14 protein-coding genes and 1 pseudogene are annotated in these 18,117 nt (G+C 42.9%); 6 read left to right on the top strand and 9 right to left on the bottom strand.

The features are described 5' to 3' along the window. Positions 1-305 precede the first annotated feature (305 nt). Entirely contained in the window at positions 306-470 is a 165-nt protein-coding gene (locus RAH45_RS07470; RefSeq protein ID WP_068406924.1) for a rubredoxin, read from the top strand. Positions 471-744: 274 nt separating this feature from the next. Continuing rightward, the gene (locus tag RAH45_RS07475) at positions 745-1,638 is read left to right on the top strand and encodes an alpha/beta fold hydrolase (RefSeq protein WP_225211688.1); all 894 of its coding nucleotides are present in this window, start codon (positions 745-747) and stop codon (positions 1,636-1,638) included. A gap of 129 nt (positions 1,639-1,767) precedes the next feature. Here RAH45_RS07475 and RAH45_RS07480 read toward each other — a convergent pair whose 3' ends face one another. After that, positions 1,768-2,727 (bottom strand): WG repeat-containing protein, encoded by a 960-nt coding sequence (locus RAH45_RS07480; protein ID WP_369811335.1) that lies wholly within the window; start codon positions 2,725-2,727, stop codon positions 1,768-1,770. Between the two features lie 570 nt (positions 2,728-3,297). On the opposite strand from RAH45_RS07480, the gene RAH45_RS07485 reads away from it, so the two are divergent. Continuing rightward, positions 3,298-4,230: a DMT family transporter gene (locus tag RAH45_RS07485; RefSeq protein WP_102076765.1), complete on the top strand. Its 933-nt coding sequence runs from the start codon at positions 3,298-3,300 to the stop codon at positions 4,228-4,230. An 88-nt stretch (positions 4,231-4,318) separates the two neighbouring features. On the opposite strand, the gene RAH45_RS07490 is transcribed toward RAH45_RS07485, so the two are convergent. Next, positions 4,319-5,737, bottom strand: a complete 1,419-nt coding sequence (locus RAH45_RS07490; RefSeq protein ID WP_102076764.1) for a solute carrier family 23 protein — start codon at positions 5,735-5,737, stop codon at positions 4,319-4,321. 551 nt (positions 5,738-6,288) lie between these two features. Between RAH45_RS07490 and RAH45_RS07495 the strand changes: the two genes are divergently transcribed. Further along, positions 6,289-7,722 carry an L-serine ammonia-lyase gene (locus RAH45_RS07495; protein ID WP_306495097.1) on the top strand — a complete coding sequence of 478 codons (1,434 nt, stop codon included), beginning with the start codon at positions 6,289-6,291 and terminating at the stop codon, positions 7,720-7,722. Positions 7,723-7,740: 18 nt separating this feature from the next. Here the strand turns inward: RAH45_RS07495 and RAH45_RS07500 are convergent, their stop codons facing one another. The 4 genes from RAH45_RS07500 to xthA all read right to left on the bottom strand — a co-directional run bounded on the left by RAH45_RS07500 (position 7,741) and on the right by xthA (position 12,008). Further along, entirely contained in the window at positions 7,741-8,835 is a 1,095-nt protein-coding gene (locus RAH45_RS07500; protein ID WP_306495098.1) for an RNA-guided endonuclease InsQ/TnpB family protein, read from the bottom strand. Positions 8,836-9,031: 196 nt separating this feature from the next. After that, positions 9,032-9,430 (bottom strand): DUF4377 domain-containing protein, encoded by a 399-nt coding sequence (locus RAH45_RS07505; RefSeq protein ID WP_068408379.1) that lies wholly within the window; start codon positions 9,428-9,430, stop codon positions 9,032-9,034. Positions 9,431-9,822: 392 nt separating this feature from the next. Further along, positions 9,823-11,046, bottom strand: coding sequence for a bifunctional glutamate N-acetyltransferase/amino-acid acetyltransferase ArgJ (gene argJ / locus RAH45_RS07510; RefSeq protein ID WP_102076263.1), 1,224 nt, complete (start codon positions 11,044-11,046; stop codon positions 9,823-9,825). A 137-nt stretch (positions 11,047-11,183) separates the two neighbouring features. Further along, complete coding sequence (gene xthA, locus RAH45_RS07515) at positions 11,184-12,008, bottom strand: exodeoxyribonuclease III (protein WP_102076264.1); 825 nt, start codon at positions 12,006-12,008, stop codon at positions 11,184-11,186. Positions 12,009-12,279: 271 nt separating this feature from the next. On the opposite strand from xthA, the gene RAH45_RS07520 reads away from it, so the two are divergent. Together RAH45_RS07520 and RAH45_RS07525 are read left to right on the top strand one after the other, a co-directional pair. Continuing rightward, positions 12,280-12,828, top strand: coding sequence for a hotdog family protein (locus RAH45_RS07520; protein WP_145989763.1), 549 nt, complete (start codon positions 12,280-12,282; stop codon positions 12,826-12,828). Positions 12,829-13,310: 482 nt separating this feature from the next. Continuing rightward, positions 13,311-15,012 (top strand): annotated as a pseudogene (locus tag RAH45_RS07525) (AMP-binding protein). A gap of 156 nt (positions 15,013-15,168) precedes the next feature. Here the strand turns inward: RAH45_RS07525 and RAH45_RS07530 are convergent. From RAH45_RS07530 to RAH45_RS07540, 3 genes are all read right to left on the bottom strand, one after another. Beyond that, positions 15,169-16,050, bottom strand: coding sequence for an IS982 family transposase (locus RAH45_RS07530; RefSeq protein ID WP_306495100.1), 882 nt, complete (start codon positions 16,048-16,050; stop codon positions 15,169-15,171). 126 nt (positions 16,051-16,176) lie between these two features. Further along, positions 16,177-16,878, bottom strand: a complete 702-nt coding sequence (locus RAH45_RS07535; protein WP_306495928.1) for an SDR family oxidoreductase — start codon at positions 16,876-16,878, stop codon at positions 16,177-16,179. Positions 16,879-17,286: 408 nt separating this feature from the next. Next, the gene (locus RAH45_RS07540; RefSeq protein ID WP_068408751.1) at positions 17,287-18,045 is read right to left on the bottom strand and encodes a histidine phosphatase family protein; all 759 of its coding nucleotides are present in this window, start codon (positions 18,043-18,045) and stop codon (positions 17,287-17,289) included. Between the last annotated feature and the right edge of the window lie 72 nt (positions 18,046-18,117).

An 18,117-nucleotide genomic window follows, 5' to 3' on the forward strand; every position in this document is an offset into this window, starting at 1 on the left:
TATAGCATAATCAGCTTTATCGTGGCGGCAAAATCGGCAATGACAGCCCTGCTAAAACCTTGAAAGTGACGCATAGGCACTTGATAAAAGCTGGTGAATCTCAATATACAAGTGTAAACTTAACTATGAAAATAACCGCTATATGCTAAACTACGTGCGTTTTTACACGCTAAATGTTGGCTAGAATACTTAATAATTGCTTTAAAAATGCCGATTAATTTAGTTAACGCCACTGGTAATAGCAAAAACGCTGGTAAAAGAAACATTAGTAATCGTAAAACTGGAAATAATCGATAGGACTATTTATGAAACGTTATGAATGTATTGTCTGCGGTTGGATATACGACGAAGAGCTTGGCTGCCCAGAAGAAGGCATCGCGCCTGGTACCAAATGGGAAGACATTCCAGACGACTGGACGTGCCCAGAATGCGGCGTTGGCAAGCTTGATTTTGAGATGCTCGAATTTTAAGCCAACGACCATCTAAATAGGATACTTCATGACAGAATCAAACCCCACCAATCACACAAACGCGTCTGTAAATTCAGAAGAAACCGACAATGCTTTAGTGCTTAATGACAAAATGACCAATGATACAGTGCTTAGCTCTTCACCATCTAATTCTTCAGCACTTAGCGCTGCGACAATCGACTCTCCAACAATCGATTACCCGACGCCTGAATGGCAAAAGTTTGGCGATCATGCTTGGTATCCGTCTGATTTGAGCGAACATCTTTATCAAGCAATGATAGATATTGGTGATGGCATTGAGCTGTGCGTTGAAGCCGGTGGTGATCCCAAGAATCCGCCATTGCTTATGATTATGGGGCTGGGCTCACAAATGATCTTCTGGCCCGACAATTTTATCAAACGCTTTATCGATGCTGGGTTTTTTGTGATTCGTTTTGACAATCGTGATATCGGCTTGTCATCTAAAGTACAGATTGATGGCTTGCCGCGTATCAGTCAATTGAAAATGATGATGCGCTTGCAAACGGGTCTGTCAAATAAAGGCGCACCGGTTGCTTATAATTTGACCGACATGGCAGAAGATACGGCACGTTTAATCAAAGCCTTAAAACTTGGTAAAACGCATCTGCTTGGCGCTTCTATGGGCGGTATGATCGCTCAAATCGTCGCCGCGCGTTATCCAAGTTTGGTGCAACGTATGGCGTTGATGTTTACCACCACCAATCGAGCGTTTTTAAAACCGCCGAAACCTAAGCAGTTATATACCCTTATCAATCGTCCTGAGAGCCACTCTGAGCGCGATATCGTCCGTCATAGCGTCTGGTTTATGAAAACCGTTGGTACGCCAGGACACGTCAATGTGCGCATGGTACGTGACATTGCTAAGATACGTTATCAGCGTAATTTCCATCCACTTGGTACGGTACAACAGCTCAATGCCATCTTAGCTTCTGGCTCGATTAGCAAATATAGCAAACAAGTTAAAGCACCGACGATTGTGCTGCATGGCAGCGCTGATGGCTTATTACCCGCTTCGCAAGGACGGGTGGTTGCAAAGACCATACCCAATGCAACTTTTCATTTAATCGAAGGCATGGCACACGATATTCCCGAATACTATCAGCCTTATATGGTCGATTTGATTAGTAAGCACTTGCTAGAAAAATAACCATTTAAGTTTAATGCTAGTCCGTCTCAAGCAAAAAAAGAGTGTCAGAACGATGAATGATCTATCGCTCTGACACTCTTTTTTTTACCGGCAAATTTAAGCGTGATATTAAATGATAAGTCTTAAGTATTAATCACAAGCAATGCTGTCACCCTCTTTATCAATACACATTTTATTGCCGTTTTCTAAATTGCCAATCCAAGCTTTGCCATTTGTAAATACAAATGCAGGTTGGTCTTTATAATAATCACTCACACTCACAGTGCTATTATCAAAGCGAAAAGGAATCACCAACTCGCCGCCTAAATTGACAAAGCCCCATTCATTATCGATACGCACGCCCGCCAAGCCTTCAGAAAATGGTCGCACTTCATCGAAAGAATAGGTAATCATAGAGATGTTATTCTCATCAACAAAGCCCCATCTGCCGTCTTGTTGACGCGGCTGCAAGGTGGTAAAACCACGAGACGGTTCTAGCTTCTGCGATTCTTTGGCATTACTGCTATTATTCTTGATGTTATTAGCAGCGGCACTCTTCGCTGTTTGACTAGCAGCACTACTATTTGGGTCAGATATAGGTTTACCATTTTTATCCAACCAGTTGATGGCTTGATTTTTACGTACTCGCGTCATGCCGCTACGATAATCGTCAATGTCACTAATTGCAGCGGCAAATGGCACGATGGTTTTATTGCCCGTATCGACAACCCCATAATGACCGTTTTGCTTGACCACAATCCGATTTTCAGAGACGGGACGCGCCCAATTTTGTCCTTCTTTGAGCATATCGTACACCGCAGGGATCACCTCGCGACCTTGCATATTGACATAGCCCACCCGACCATTGCGCAGCACTGGTAACAAGCCACCCGATATTTTATCGGCATCTACTTTTTGATAACGGGTTAAATCAAGCACACTTTTGCCTTGCTTATCAATCAAGGCAACTGGTGCACCGAAATCTTTTATCGCTAAGAAATAGCCACTACTAGAGGTACAAGAGACATTTTTATAATAGCTTTTGGGTATTTTGCAGCTGGCGGCTTGTGCATTTGACATCCCAAAAAACGTAGCAGCTATGGCGCTCATGACAAATAGACGCGCAATGAAACTGCGACGTGGCAGCAGTGTAGATAAGAAGTCTATTTGTCGTTTCGATATAGAACGTTGCAGCATAAGCAAACCTAGGCTAAAAGTAATAGAAGCACTGTGAATATATGGGGAGTTCATTGTAAAAACGATATAGCGGAACTGTCATAGATTTTTTGAAGCCTCTGGAGAGCGAAGCGCACAGCAAGCGAAGAAAATTTACGACAGTTTCGCACAAAAATATCATGTCTCTATTTTATATAAAATTCACTATATTAAGTTAAGTATTTGAAGAGTATCACTATTTTAAAACAGGATGTGCTTCAAAATACAAATAGATGATAGAATAACAAATGGCAGCTTGTGCGCCAATGCTATTGCTGTAAGAAGGTGACCGCTTTATTTATCTATGGTGAGTGATAAGTCATTATAAAATAAATTGCACCAAAGCATTCCAATTCAAGAGCAAAACACTGACAATATGGCCTGTCTATACAAATCAACTCTTTAGCAAACCACACTTAAAAAGCATTTTAAAAAAGTAACATAGTAATGAGATAAGGATATTGCATGGCTATCGCCTCTTCACGCTCCGCCGCTACTGGCTTGGTCATTGGTTGCGTTATTTTTGGTTTGGGCAGCTTAATTGTCGCCCATGTCGATATCGGTGGCTGGGCAATGTCATTTTGGCGACTGGCTATTTCTGGCGTGGTGTTTGCTATATTGGCTAAAATGACAGGGCAACGACTTCCGCGCTCAAAGCGTGCTGTTTTTTACGGTCTATTATCAGGCGCGTTTTTAGGACTCGATTTGGCACTATGGCATGAGAGTATTTATGCGGTCGGTCCCGGTATCTCAACCTTGCTTAATAGCTTGCAGATTTTCTTTTTGGCGGCCATTGGCTTTTTATACTTTAATGAGCGGCAATCTATTTTGCAGCTCATCAGTTTATTTTTAGCCATGCTAGGCGTGGCAATGATAGGTAGCCCTGAGTTTGCGCAAAATACCGCTGCGACTTGGGGGTTTGTCACGGGCATCGTCTCAGGTGCCATGCTTGCCGCGTCCATGACCTTTATCCGTAAAACCCATGATACTGAGCCAACGCCGATATTTATGCTGATGCAGCTGGTGAGTATCGGCGGCGTCATAGCAATGATTCTGCCGATGTTTATCTTTGATATGGGTAATATTTTGCCCAGTACTTGGTCTGAGATTGGTTGGATATTGATTTATGGCACGGTGATGCAATGCTTGGCGTGGGGGCTTATCGCCTACTCGATTCCTAAGCTGTCTTTAGCATTGACAGGGCTGCTCTTATTAACCGAGCCCATTGCGGCCTTGGTGATTGATTATAGCTGGCTTGATAAACCGATTAATACGCTGCAATGGAGCGGCGCGCTACTGACGATGTTTGCCATTTATTTAGGGTCGTTAAAACCTAAGCCACGCGCACTACGCCGTTATCGTTTTTTTGCCAGATTCTATAAACGAAATTATAAATAAAGCGGTAATGAATAAAAGCCACAATAAGTAAAAGCCACAATACTTATTGTGGCTTTTTTTACGATGAACAAATCAATCTTTTTGACGGTTAATCTTTTTGTCGATTAAATAAAGCATTTAGCACAATAGCCGTTAAAGTAGCCGTTCCGATACCGCCCAAATCAAAGCCGCCTAGATGCAAGCTAAAATTACCCGTACCCATAATAACGGTGACCGCGGCAATGATTAAATTGCTGTTTTTGCTAAAATCGATATGATTGTCTATCCAAATTTTTGCCCCTGCAATCGCAATCAAACCAAATACCACAATAGATGCGCCGCCCAATAAAGCCGCCGGTATCGTTTGAATAATTGCGCCAAACTTTGGTGATAACCCAAGCAAGATAGCCACCAGACCTGCTACCACAAAAATCGTCGTGCTATATACTTTGGTCACAGCCATGACACCGATGTTTTCTGCATAAGTGGTCACACCTGTACCACCAAAACCCGCTGAAAACGTCGTTGCTAAACCATCAGCAAAAAATGCCCGACCCATATAAGGCGTTACTCGTGCTTTAGTCATACCTTCGACCGCTTTAAAGTGCCCTAAGTTTTCGGCCACTAAAATAAAGGCAACAGGCGCAATTAATATAATCGCACTCATCTCAAAATGCGGCGTATGAATACTTGGCAGACCAAACCATGATGCTGCTGATACACTAGTAAAGTCAATCGGAACGCCATAACCGAGCACATTGGTCATAAAGAAATAAGCGATATAAGACAATATCAAGCCAACCAACAGCAGCAAACGGCGCAGCATACCGCGGGTAAATACCGCCACCCCACTGATAAACAATACCGTCAGCGTAGCCATCCATGCATCAAACTGGTTGGCAGATACCCCTTGAATGGTCACTGGTGCTAAATTCAAACCAATAATCATCACAATGGCACCGGTAACAATGGGCGGCATCAAACGCTCAATCCAGCCTGTACCCGTCTTCATGACCAATAGACCTATCAGCGCATAAATGATGCCGCATGCCATGATACCGCCCAAGGCGACATTCAAATTGTCATTAAATCCCACGCCTGCATAAGCCGTCACCGCAATAACCGGCCCAATAAAGGCAAAGCTTGAGCCCAAATAACTAGGCATACGCCCACCGGTAATCATAAAAAACATCACCGTACAAATACCGGACATCAAAATGGCTAAATTGGGGTCAAAGCCCATTAATAATGGCGCCAGCACCGTCGCCCCAAACATCGCAAAAGTATGCTGCACACCTAATAACACGCTCTTTGCTGGCGGCAAATACTCATTGATACCGACCGGATCACGATCCAAATCACCGCCATACGGACGCCACGTTGGAAACCAACGACCATTATCAAAGTCTGGATTGTGCGGATAACTCGTCGCAGCTGCATCAATACCAGCCGCTTCTAATGCATTGTGCGAAGCAGATTCTTGGGTGCTATTTTCGGGGTTTGGAGAATGAGGTTCGGGAGTTGTCATGCGCTGTCCTATTTGAGCTGAGAGAATATTAGTCAGCTAAAAAACTGTGAGAAATACAACTATGAGAATACAGATATGAATTCAGTCAAAACGATAACAACTAAGTCATGCCAATCATCAACAACTATAGAGGAATTAAAAAACGATAACAGCAGGAAAGTCATTTACTTTGACCAAATGCAGACCGTCAAATAGGTTCTATTAAAAGTAGTTTAAGGATTTCTGCGACGTTGTTCACTATATAGTGTTAGCAAGATTACAGGATGTTACACAGGTAATGGCTGCGAGCATGATAACGGAGTTCTATGATAAATAAAAGTTATTATTCAGCAGGCCTCTGTACGCCTATACTGGGAGACATTTATAGATAATATCCCATGTTTTTTAAATACTCACATTTATTAAAGTGTGCATTTAAATAAATGCCTGCTCTTGTCATTGTGCTGTATTTATCAAGGCTTTGGGGGCCGTTATCTATTATCTTTTTTCACACCAGTACTTAAGCCTATTTATCACATACGCTGATGCACTGACAATTTATTGGTATTTATATGATTAGTGTTTTCGACTTATTTAAAATTGGTATTGGACCGTCGAGCTCTCATACGGTCGGGCCCATGGTGGCGGCCAATTTATTTTTGACGTCATTGCTTAAGCAAAGCCCATTAACGACGATTAAAAATATTGAAATCGAGCTTTATGGCTCTTTGGCCGCTACCGGTAAAGGACATGCAACCGATACGGCGATATATTTGGGTTTACTTGGACATACGCCGAGTACCATTGATACTCGCTTGACTGGCGAATATCTAGCGCCTATTTTTGCTGATAAACAGCTTAATTTATCAGGCAAACATATTATCGACTTCGATAGCGAGCGCGATATGTATTGGTACGATGATACGGTATTGCCTTATCATCCTAATGCCTTGACCATCCGCGCGTTATTGGCCGATGGTAGCAAGTACGAGCAAACCTATTATTCGGTTGGTGGCGGTTTCGTTATCAACGAAGATGACGCAAACAATCCCGATGAGGATCATGCCAGCCCAACGATTGATATCGTTCCCTACCCTTTTAATACTGCCGCAGAGTTGCTTGAACAATGCCGTGAGCATGGGTTAAGTATCAGTGAGCTGGTACTCGCTAACGAATGTCACTATCGCAATCAAGCAGATATCTTTAGCTATTTAGATACGATTTGGGAGGTGATGCAGGACTGTGTGACTCAAGGTTGTAAAAACAGTGGCATTTTACCGGGCGGACTTGATGTTAAACGCCGCGCTCACGATTTACATAATCAACTATGCGCTGAAAAAGACTTGCCTATCGCCAAAACCGATAAGCTTGCAGCGATGGATTGGGTTGATTTGTATGCACTTGCCGTCAATGAAGAAAATGCCAATGGCGGTAAAGTTGTCACAGCACCGACCAATGGTGCGGCGGGTATTATTCCTGCGGTCTTGCACTATTATCGTGACTTTTTACCCAATTATAACCAAGATGGCGTCCGTAAGTTTTTATTAAATGCCACCGCCATTGGCAGCTTAATTAAACAAAACGCTTCTATCTCTGGGGCTGAAGTGGGCTGTCAGGGCGAAGTCGGTTCAGCCTGTGCCATGGCAGGTTCGGCATTGGCAGAGATTATGGATGGCTCGCCAGCGCAATGTTTGAATGCCGCCGAGATTGGTATCGAGCATAATTTAGGTCTGACTTGTGACCCGATTGGCGGCTTGGTACAAGTCCCTTGTATTGAGCGCAATGCGATGGGCGCGGTAAAAGCCATTAACGCCGCTCGTCTTGCCTGCCGCGGCAATGGTCAGCACTTTGTCTCATTGGATAAAGCCATTGAAACCATGAAGCAGACAGGCGCGGATATGTCTGATAAATATAAAGAAACCGCTCGCGGTGGTCTTGCTATTTATGCTGATAACCGCATCCCCACTGCTACCCGCGGCGTTAGTGTCAATTACAGTCAATGTTAATTTGACTTCCTCCCCTCTCTAAAGTGAGGGGATTCCTACTACTAGACGCTCAAGCCCGAGCGCGAGAATATTTTTTGCCGCATTAATATCGCGGTCATGAGTGACACCGCACTCGCAAAGCCATTCTCTTATTCCAAGACCCGTCCTACCTTTCGGACTATTTTGGCGTGAGCCACAACACGAACAAGTTTGGGTGGTGTAACTTTCATTCACCTCATCATAGTAGCAACCTGCGTTCTCGCACTTATAGGTCAGTTGCCGCTTAATCTCAAACCAACCTGCATCATAGACGGACTTGGCGAGTTTGCCCCTAGTGAATGATTTTGATTGAAGTTTGCCAATGATGATTATTTTATTAGTCTTGGTAAGGTTGGTGGTAAATTTATGAATCAAGTCTTGGCGGGTATTTTTAATCTTGGCGTGAATCGCCTTAACTCTTTGTTTGTTTTTAGCCCGCTGAGCAATGCCTAGTTTTTTAGCGTATTGCTGGGTGACTTTGGTTTTTAGTACCTCAACATTACTTGTCGTTGCTGAGTCCCTGCAGCCTAAATCAATACCAGTTTCGCCTGTACCGCACTCAATTTTTGGGTACTCTTTAATGGTGATACAGGCATACCAGTGGCCGCGACTGTCTTGCACAAGCTCACAGGTGTTGATGGTGTAGAGTGCTAGATTATAGCTATCCCACACGTCGATGGTCAGCTTCTTGCCTTTAGCCAGGCTAAATTGAATGGTGGATTTAAGAGCTTTTTTACCTACTTTTTTGACACCTAAGTATTTGATTGCTGCTTTTTTAAAAGGAATCCAACCAAGTGATTTACGCTTAGATTTTGGGTTATTGGTTCGCCAGTTTAGTTTGGCTTTTTTGAATTGCTTGCGAGATTTAGTATGGGTTTCGGTGATGGCTTGTAAGGTTTGGCTGTGCAGGTTTAGCAGCTCGCCACTACCTTTTACATAAGCCGCAATATCATAAGCTGAAAAGAAATGATTGGTGCGTTGAAGATGTTTAAAACTCAAGTCATTTACATAGTTCCACACAAAGTTAACCGCACCAGCCAGTTTATTTAGCTGATTGGCATGTTTGTCTTTGATGCGCAACTTGAGCGTTTTCATAGAGTGATTATGGTCTTAATAAGTTTGGTTGACAAGTCTGTTTTAAGGCTGAGCGACAATAGCTGACGCCTGATATCCACGCCCTAGAAGGGACGTGGTTTTACAGCGCTTTTTGATAAAATACGTTTACCTTTTTCTGTGACTAAAAAAAGCCTCTAATGATTAGAGGCTTTTCTATAATAAGCTACAACTAAAATTATTCAGCAGTTTTTGAAATCACTTCATTTAAAATCCAAACCGGCTTAACCACTTTCGTTGCTTCATTCATAACCGCTTCTTGACGCACATCTAGAATATAGCGATAGTTTGGCTCATAAGTAAAGCCTTGAATATCACCATTTAGAGGCGTGTAGTTTTTCTGATAAGTCTGGCGATATTGTAGGCACTCTGACTCAACCATAGTACCACTCGCGGTGGGCAGCTCACACACCGCTTTAAGTGGTGCTATTTCAATTTTGAAACTTGGAATGTTAACCACTTTCACATTCACAGGTTCGCCTTCGACCACCATAGTACGCTCATCATTCATACCCATGGTAGAACAACCTGACAAGACAAAAGTCGTCATCAATGCCGCAATTGCTAATTTTTTCATTATTAAATCCTCAGTTTATTTATTAGTATTGATCATTACCTTTCAAACTCATTTTAATCAATTATCACTATTCAAAAGGTAGCAAGCAGTCATAAAGATACTGTTAATCAGAAAGTCAATCTAAGCTCATCTAAAATAAAAACGAACACAATTGATATAAATTTCCTCAACTATTAATAGTACCGTCTATTGTTTACTGCAATCAGTATAGGTCGCACCGATGCCTAGCCTCTATAACTGCTTTGTAAAGTAACGTCAGCTTTTGCAACTGCTGTTAATAAACGGTTTAAATTAGACCGTATTTAATACAAAAATATTGAACATAAAAAAACGCTCAAAGCTAACATTATAATGGATGGCTTTGAGCGTTTTTATAAAATGATAGATAACTTTTAACTGCGATAGTCCGCATTTATCTTAACGTAATCATAAGACAAATCGCAGGTATAAACGGTATCCTCGGCATCACCGCGGGCCAAATTAATATGAATGGTAATCTCAGGCTGGCTCATGACTTCTTTGCCCGCCGCTTCCGTATAACTTGGCGCCACACCGCCATTTTGACAAATCATCACTTCATCTAAATAGACATCGACTTGCTCGGTATCAAGGTCGTCGATACCTGCATAACCAACCGCTGCTAAGATACGTCCCCAGTTGGCATCACTGGCAAAAAACGCCGTTTTGACCAGTGGTGAATGGGCGACCGCATACGCCACATCGCAGCATTCTTGCGTAGTATTGCCACCCGTGACTTTTACCGTCATAAACTTGGTCGCGCCTTCCCCATCTCGTACAATCAATTGTGCCAAGCGCACAAACACTGCTGTTAAGGCGTCAAATATCGGCTGATAATGCGGATGCTCTGGGCTATCAATAATCTCCGAGCTCGCTGTTCCGGTTGCAATCAAGACGCAGCAATCGTTGGTTGAGGTATCACCATCGACAGTAATGCGGTTAAAGGATTGCTCATTAATTTTGCTCAGCATTTCTTGCAATAAGTCAGCGGCGATATTGGCATCAGTGGCCACATAGCCAAGCATGGTCGCCATATTGGGGCGTATCATTCCCGAGCCTTTTGACATGCCCGTAATATGATAGCTGATAGCATCGACATCAACCTTTTCACTGGCAAGCTTTGGAATCGTATCCGTCGTACGAATACCATTGGCCGCGGCCAGCCAATTATCGGCGGCCAAATTGGCTAAGGCATTGTCTAAGCCTGCGATAACAGCATCACTGTTTAGTGGCTCGCCTATCACGCCTGTCGAAAATGGCAAAACAGTACTGACATCCACGCCCGCTTTAGCAGCTAGGGCGCTACAGATATCAACCGCGCGGCGTTTACCATCAGCGCCCGTACCGGCATTGGCGTTGCCGGTATTGGTGATTAAATAACGCGGGCTGGCTTTAGCAAAGTGTTCACGTAAAACACGTACCGGTGCGGCACAAAAGGTATTTTTAGTAGTCACAACCGCAGTGTTGGCGCTATCAGCAATCTCTATCACCACCAAATCATCGCGGTCTTTGTAGCGTACGCCTGCAGCGGTGGCGCTTAGTTTAATCCCATCAATAGGATAAATCGTATTAGGTACTGCAACGTTGCCGACAGCCATCATTCAATCCTTATTCATCAATGCTGATGTATTATTGGTTATAAATTATCTTTATAAAATTCTAGTTATTCGTTTTTAGTTCTTAAAAACGAATGCTAAAAATCTGATATTAAAAGTCTATGGTTCAAAGCCAGTTATTATACTTTATTTAAATCAAACGCTGCCCAAATTGGCGCGTGGTCAGACGGTTTTTCCATGCCGCGTAGCTCATAGCTGATACCAGCATCGACACAATGGTCGATCAAATCTGCCGTACATAAAATATGATCTATACGCAGCCCGCGCTTAGGATCATCATTGAAACCGCGACTGCGATAATCAAACCAGCTATATAATTCGGTGCTGTCTGGATAATGCAGACGATAAGTATCGGTCAGCTCTCGCGCCATCAAGTTACCATACCATTCGCGCTCTTCAGGTAAAAACGAGGTTTTTCTATTTTTAAGCCAGCGCTTGGCATTGGCCTCGCCGATACCAACATCGATATCTTCTGGGGCAATGTTCATATCACCCATGATAACCAGCGAGCGCCCTTCTGCCTTTAGTGTATCAATATAGGTTATCAAATCCGCATAATAGGCACGCTTCATAGGAAACTTAGTCGGATGGTCTTGGCTCTCGCCTTGCGGAAAATAACCGTTAAGCACATCCACTTCGCGACCGTCGAATACATAGCGGGCATGGATAAAGCGCTTCTGTGCCTCTTCATCTTCTCCCGGAAAACCTTTTTGCACAAAAATAGGGGCAATTTTAGATAATAATGCGACGCCGTAATGCGCTTTTTGACCAAAATACTCGACGTGATAGCCCAAACCTTCCACATCTGCGAGCGGAAACTGCTCGTCGTGTACTTTGGTTTCTTGCAGACCGATCACATCAGGGTCGATAATCTCTTTTATCGCTTCTAACTGATGTTGACGAGCGCGAATACCATTGATATTAAAACAAACAAAACGGGTCATAAACTATCCTATCATTATGAATTGAAATAAAATCTTTCTATAACAAGTATTTTTATAAAATAAAGCAAGCAGCAAGAGATGATAAATAAAGGCTTATCATAACAGACATCGCCACAGCTAGCTGTTGCGCGCCTTTATCTCTTACGATAGAGTAGCTGTCATGAGTAACAATCTAAGCATTGTTATTTCTTATTTTTTATTTTTATAACCTTATATATCAACCTCTTAAACTCTACATGCTATTAATGGCGCAAATTTACTGAGTAACCTGATGACAACCATGAATAAAAATACCGCTGCACAATCGATGCACGCAAGCACCCCGCTATTTGCTACTGATTACAATGTCTATATTAACCATACTGATGCTGGCGGCATCGTCTACCATGCCAATCATCTGGTGTTTTTTGAAAACTGCCGCCGCGACTGGTTCACCAAGCTTGGTTTAAATGGCTATTTTTTGCAGACCGATGATGGTGAGATTCAGCATTTTGTCGTTAGCCAAGCAGATTTGCAGTATAAAAAAGCCATTTTATTAGATGAGGTCATCAACGTACGCATTGATAAGGTTGAGCTAAAACCTGCCAGCATTATATTTTATCAAAGTATCCATCGCTTAGCGCCGAATGACAATGATATTCCTCAGAAAAGTACTGCCTTTTCAAACACTACTTTATTAAGTCGCGCTAAAATTGTCATCGCTTGCGTGCAAAACCAAGTCACGCCAGACTCTGCAAGCAATAATAGCGCACCCATGCGCCCTATTCGTGTACCGCAAAAATTAAGCGAAACCATTAATCAAGCAATAACCGAACAATAACCGCACATAGTGCCGATTCAGTCTCGTTTAAAGTTTAAGTAAAAACGCACTACTCTTTAACCTATCGCTATTCCTTTGCAGTGATATTTTTAGGCACGACTTAAACGGTTTTTAAGTTATATATCGTATTTATCCAAAGACCATCTTAAATTTTTATCCAAATATCAGCATGTTTCACTACCACCTCATTGATGGTCTTTTTTTTCCTATAGAAGCATTTATTTATAAACTTTTAATGTGTACTGGGCAGTACTCGCATGCTAATATTGCCTTTACTTAGATTCATGCTAATGTGTTGCTTAAATGTATCATTATATCGTCGATACATTATATTTTAGTTGCAAAGAAACTTAGTAGTCCGTCAATAGATAAGGATGTTATCAAACTCAGCGGCCATTGCTTTACGTCAGCGCTGATTTTTTATTGACACGGATACGACTGCTTAACGATAGAAACTTAATTGAAATTCCAGGACGCTGACTATGACGTTGAATAAACCTTGGCTTGCCCAATATACCTAAGAGTGTGCCGAAAACGATCGATCCAGATAGATATGGCAGCATCGTGGAGCTGTATGAAGAGTGTTTTGATCGCTTTCGTCTGCATCCTATGAGTATCTGTATGGGCGTGACTCATACCTATGATGACATTGATAAGGCTTCTCTTGCCGTCGCCGCTTGGCTACAAGCACAAGGACTGCCTCAAGGCAGCGTGGTTGCGCTGATGATGCCAAACGTGCCGCAATACTTGCCAACCATGATTGGTATTTTGCGCGCAGGTTACGTCTGTACGCCCGTTAACCCTCTTTACACTGGCCGTGAACTGCGCCATCAGTTAAATGACTCAGATGCAAAGGTTATCTTTGTGGTGGATAATTTCGCTCAAGCGCTCGAGCAAGTGATTGATGAGACGCAAATTAAGCGTATCGTCTTATCAAAAATGGGCGATATGATGGGCCTCAAAGGTATTTTAGTAAATACCATTATCTGTCAAGTCAAACGTTTGGTGCCCAAATACAAGCTAAACGACCCTAAGCATGAAGTCACAAAGTTTCCCGATGTGCTCAAAAAAGGCAAAAACCTACCCTTCCAAAAGCCAAAAATGACTTTGGATCAAAAAGCATTTTTACAATATACCTGTGGTACGACCGGACTCTCTAAAGGTGCGATTTTATCTCAACGTAATATCGTCGCAGGAGCCATGCAATCAGAAGCATGGACGCGCCCTATCACGTCAGAGATTAATGAAGTTTATATCAATATGGTCATGGCCCTACCGCTGTATCATATTTTTGCCTTTATGCTAAGCTCACTCGGTATGCGTTCAGGCTATACCTTTATCCTGATACCCAATCCACGCGACATACCTGGATTTATCAAAACCTTATCTAAACAACCGTTCCATATTTCCCCAGCAGTTAATACTTTGTTTAAAGGCTTGCTTGATAATCCAAACTTTAAAGACCTTGATTTTAGCTCGCTACGTATCTCGCAAGCAGGCGGTATGGCAGCGACCGAACAGACGGCAGCGCGCTGGCTTGAAACCACTGGTTGCGCCATGATTGAAGGCTGGGGTATGACTGAGGGTGTGGCTGTCGGCACTGCCAACGTTGTTACCGACCGTAAGTTTAACGGCACTATTGGCGTCCCAGTCCCGAGCGTTGATGTCATCATCATAGATGAAGACGGCAAGCGCGTCGGTGTCAATGAAGCTGGTGAGATGTGTGTTAAAGGTCCTAACGTCACCTCAGGTTATCTGAATAGAGACAGTAGCGAAGACTTTACTGAAGATGGTTACTTTCGCACGGGCGATATCGTCAGTATGGATGAAAAAGGCTACTTTAGATTATTAGACCGTAAGAAAGACATGATTTTGGTCTCAGGCTTTAACGTCTTTCCTAACGAAGTAGAATCCGTGATGCTTGATTGTGAAGGCATTCTTGATTGCGCGGTGATCGGTATTCCTGATGAGCGTCAAGGAGAAGCGGTCAAAATCTACGTCATCCCTGCCGACAATAACGTGACCAAAAACTCGATTAAAGAATTTGCTCTAGACAATTTAACCGGCTATAAATGTCCGCGTTATATCGAGTTTGTTACTGAGCTACCAAAGAGTAACGTTGGTAAAGTACTGCGCCAAAAATTGCGTGAAAAACACATGTCAGATAATCCGCAAACCTTATAGTCGTTAAGACTCTCAGTAGTTAAGACTTATAAGTTTCAAAAAATAAAAGCCCACTATATACAATGTAGCGGGCTTTTTGTTGCGTTAATTTTTCTTGATTAGTTTTAAAATTAACCCCAGTTCGGGATAAGCCACATTGTAACTCATTGATACTATTTACAATGTGGCTACCTGTCCCTGCTGAGGCATGTTTTTGATGGTGGGTTTATAGGGAAACCAGCAATAAGCAATCAAACCTGACAGTAAGTTTGTGATAAACCCCGTGACACTACGATGGCGTGAGTGTTCGATTTGGCACAAGTTTTTAAGCTCTCCAAACACCGTTTCAACCAAAGAGCGATGATTGAGTAGTGCCTCATCTATAGGCTCAAGCAATTGGGGTTTCATATTACGCCGAAGTTTAGTTATCAACGTAGTATCAGTGTGTTTTGTGAGCCACGCGTTTAGTGCTTTACTGATGTATCCTCTATCCCCAAACACCTTGCCAAACACAGACGTTGCCATATCCTTAACAGGCACTCTGTCATCGATATTACCCGCAGTGACTTTAACAGATAAAAGCTCGCCCTTATGATTGATAATGGCGTGCAGCTTAAAGCCATAGAACCAGCCCATGCTGCTTTTGCCTCGGGTTGCCATTCTTTCAAAGACTTTATGACGGTAGATACGCTTGTTATGACAAACTGCTATCTTGGTTGAATCAATATAGCTGATACCCGTACAGTCGCCCATCATGCTTTGCAAGTAGGCACATAATGGCATGATACTGCGTGGTATCAGCTCTATAAACCGTGAATAACAGGGCAAGTTTGGAAACTCCCGCTTCATCATGCCAAGCATGTGATGGTAGTAAAAAGACTTAAACTGTCGATACCGCAGTTGATGAAACAGTACCAAGATGGTCATCATCTCTGATACACTTATCTTGCATGCTCTTAGCCGTTGACGGCCCGTTGCGATTAAGTGAGCCTCAAACTCAGGTTTGAATTGCTGATAAAAGTCGTCAATATGGCAGTATAGTTCGGTTAGGTTGTCCATGTAAGAAGTCCTTTTTGCTTAAGTGGTCTTGGTAAACTTACTTTAGCAACTTTGGACTTCTTTTTTTATCTTTTTTTGAGCCCTTATCCCGAACTGGGGTTAAAATTAATAACAACACAACCGCTATCAGCTGACTCTATTAACCACTTGTAATGGCAAATGCTTCATCGCTTGACCGACAATCGACCATGGCAGGCTTGGCACGCAAGCTTCGTCTACTTCTGCCTCAATCGCAGCAACGATCGCTTTGGTGCCTGTTTCTGCATCTACTTCAAACGGTAAAGGTTTGGCATTTTCATTGATTTCGGTGCGCACATAACCTGGATAAATGGTCGATACCTTAATCGGCAATTTGGTCAATTGCATATCGGCACGGATACCTTCTGCAAGATGTGCTAAACCCGCTTTACTTGCGCCATAAGCGGTCAAATGCTTAGGCAAGCCGCGCATCGCTGACATACTAGATATCACCACCAGATGACCGCTATTTTGAGCTCGGAAAATATTCATCGCCGCTTCACATTGGGCAAGCGCTGAGATGAAGTTAATCTCGACGGTTTTGCGATTGGTATCAAAGCGCCCTTTGCCAATCCGGCGGCTATCACCGACGCCGGCATTGACCACCACGCGATCAATATGACCAAAATCCGCTGCGAACCCATCAAACACCTCGAATATCGCATCGTAATCACTGACATCCAAGACACGGTATTCAATACGGATATCAGGATACTGCGCCGATAGCTCGGTTTTTAAATTTTCTAAACGATCAGTACGGCGGGCGCAAATGGCAAGATTATAACCAAGTTTTGCAAAGAGTCTTGCCATACCCTCGCCTAACCCTGAGCTTGCGCCAGTGATTAAAACCGTTTTACCGCGGCCAACCTGTTGCTTATTTAAACCTTTCAGATAACGCGCTGGCTGAATGGCACTAAATAACTGATTTTTATGGTGGTTAGCGCTACTGGTCACTAAGTTTATTAATTTATTTTTCATAAACCATCCTATTGGTATTCATATAAATGACGTCGACTGTCTATCGTAACGTAAATCTACAGAGTAAGTTTAGCAGTTATAGCCTAAAGCAAACACGCAAGCAACCTAAAGCAGCATAGAATCAAACTACTTTCACCCTGTAATGATTGATTTTAAAACCATAAAAAACGGCTACCTAGTTACAGTAACCGCTTCACGATGTTTTTAATTAACTGGCTTTAAGACTTTGATCTTTGTTTTTTAGCGCCAAGTCACAAAGCGTTTGCCCTCAGCAAATAAATGACTGTATTCGTTCAAAGACAACAGGCGACTCCGTTCATTTTTAAGCGTCAGCGATGTCACGCCAGTGTTGACCAAACTTTTATTGATTTGATAGGCTGTTGAGCTGCCCTGCTGTAATAACTGCGCAGTGATCGCAGCGATAATACCACCCGAGGTAAACACCAAAACCGTACTGTCAACGCCTAACTGCAAATTGGCAACTTGTTGACGTACTTGCTCAAGCGCTTGCTTGGCGCGCTCATTAAACTGTAGCCAGCTTTCGATATAATCACTGTCGTTTTCGCCCGCATGCCAACGCTGCATCGCGTCGTCAAACAACTCTGCCAGCCGTGTGACTGGCACCTCTGCTTTAGCAATCTCAGCAGCAATTCCCACACGGCTAGCAAAAGCAGGATTAGATTTTATCAGTACATCTTTATGATTAAACTCATCAAACTGCGGCAGTACATAGCTATCAGGCTCATCTAGATTGATGGCAGTTACGCTTGGTTTTTCGTTACTCTCGCCAAAAGATGACTGATAACTTTGCCAAAAATGGCGCGCAGAATCTTGCTGCCTAACCAAACTACCGCTAAAAATCGCATCGATTCGGCGCTGGGTCGTTGCATAATGCTGACCCAGCATTTGCGCCTGCATACTACCAAGCTCTGAGAGCTGGTCGTAATCTTCTTGCCCAAATGACGCTTGACCATGACGCGCTAAAAGTATGGTTGTCATAAAACATTGCCTTATTAATCGTACTTTTTTAAATTTTTTAGATTGAATCAACGGCTATAAATTTGTGCATTT

This window comes from Psychrobacter sp. van23A, from assembly GCF_030845275.1.
GTDB lineage: Bacteria > Pseudomonadota > Gammaproteobacteria > Pseudomonadales > Moraxellaceae > Psychrobacter > Psychrobacter faecalis.

Coding starts and splice junctions, on each gene's coding strand:
- RAH45_RS07470 (WP_068406924.1), top strand. CDS start 306: ATGAAACGTTATGAATGTATTGTCTGCGGTTGGATATACGACGAAGAG.
- RAH45_RS07475 (WP_225211688.1), top strand. CDS start 745: ATGATAGATATTGGTGATGGCATTGAGCTGTGCGTTGAAGCCGGTGGT.
- RAH45_RS07480 (WP_369811335.1), bottom strand. CDS start 2,727: ATGAGCGCCATAGCTGCTACGTTTTTTGGGATGTCAAATGCACAAGCC.
- RAH45_RS07485 (WP_102076765.1), top strand. CDS start 3,298: ATGGCTATCGCCTCTTCACGCTCCGCCGCTACTGGCTTGGTCATTGGT.
- RAH45_RS07490 (WP_102076764.1), bottom strand. CDS start 5,737: ATGACAACTCCCGAACCTCATTCTCCAAACCCCGAAAATAGCACCCAA.
- RAH45_RS07495 (WP_306495097.1), top strand. CDS start 6,289: ATGATTAGTGTTTTCGACTTATTTAAAATTGGTATTGGACCGTCGAGC.
- RAH45_RS07500 (WP_306495098.1), bottom strand. CDS start 8,835: ATGAAAACGCTCAAGTTGCGCATCAAAGACAAACATGCCAATCAGCTA.
- RAH45_RS07505 (WP_068408379.1), bottom strand. CDS start 9,430: ATGAAAAAATTAGCAATTGCGGCATTGATGACGACTTTTGTCTTGTCA.
- argJ (WP_102076263.1), bottom strand. CDS start 11,046: ATGGCTGTCGGCAACGTTGCAGTACCTAATACGATTTATCCTATTGAT.
- xthA (WP_102076264.1), bottom strand. CDS start 12,008: ATGACCCGTTTTGTTTGTTTTAATATCAATGGTATTCGCGCTCGTCAA.
- RAH45_RS07520 (WP_145989763.1), top strand. CDS start 12,280: ATGACAACCATGAATAAAAATACCGCTGCACAATCGATGCACGCAAGC.
- RAH45_RS07530 (WP_306495100.1), bottom strand. CDS start 16,050: ATGGACAACCTAACCGAACTATACTGCCATATTGACGACTTTTATCAG.
- RAH45_RS07535 (WP_306495928.1), bottom strand. CDS start 16,878: ATGGCAAGACTCTTTGCAAAACTTGGTTATAATCTTGCCATTTGCGCC.
- RAH45_RS07540 (WP_068408751.1), bottom strand. CDS start 18,045: ATGACAACCATACTTTTAGCGCGTCATGGTCAAGCGTCATTTGGGCAA.